General features: G+C 43.0%; 1 protein-coding gene. It reads right to left on the minus strand.

Translation table 11 applies throughout. From position 1 onward, the window contains the following. Window positions 1–484 (minus strand): DeoR/GlpR family DNA-binding transcription regulator (locus NE664_13540; protein MCQ4727655.1); only part of this gene is annotated, 484 nt, incomplete at both ends.

A 484-nucleotide genomic window follows, 5' to 3' on the forward strand; every position in this document is an offset into this window, starting at 1 on the left:
GCCTTATCCACATAATAGTTATCCAGCATACGGACTGCTTCGATCCCTACCAGAGACATGGCGCTCTTTCTTAAACTTCCTCCGATCAGGATTACGTCAATTTTCTCTTTGTCTTTCAGTTTCATGCAGATACTGATGTTATTGGTAATTACAGTAGCATGAACCTCTAAATAATCTGCCATGGCATACACCGTACTGCTGGCATCCATAAAGATTGAATCACCTTCATTTACCAGGGATGCCGCATATCTGGCGATCCTGTCCTTCTCCTCCGAGTGAAATTTCACCCGTTTGTCCACCGGATCTTCATACGTACCTCCGGGAATGCTTCTTGCACCTCCCAGCACTCTTACCAGGCTGTTATCCTCTTCCAGCTTCTTTAAATCTCTCCGAATGGTCATCTCAGACACCATCAGCGTATCCTTTAAATAAGTGATGTCTACGAATTCATTCTCTTTTACGTAATCCAGAATAAATTTTTTTC

The sequence above is a fragment of the Anaerotignum faecicola genome (genome assembly GCA_024460105.1).
Classification (GTDB): Bacteria; Bacillota; Clostridia; order Lachnospirales; family Anaerotignaceae; genus JANFXS01.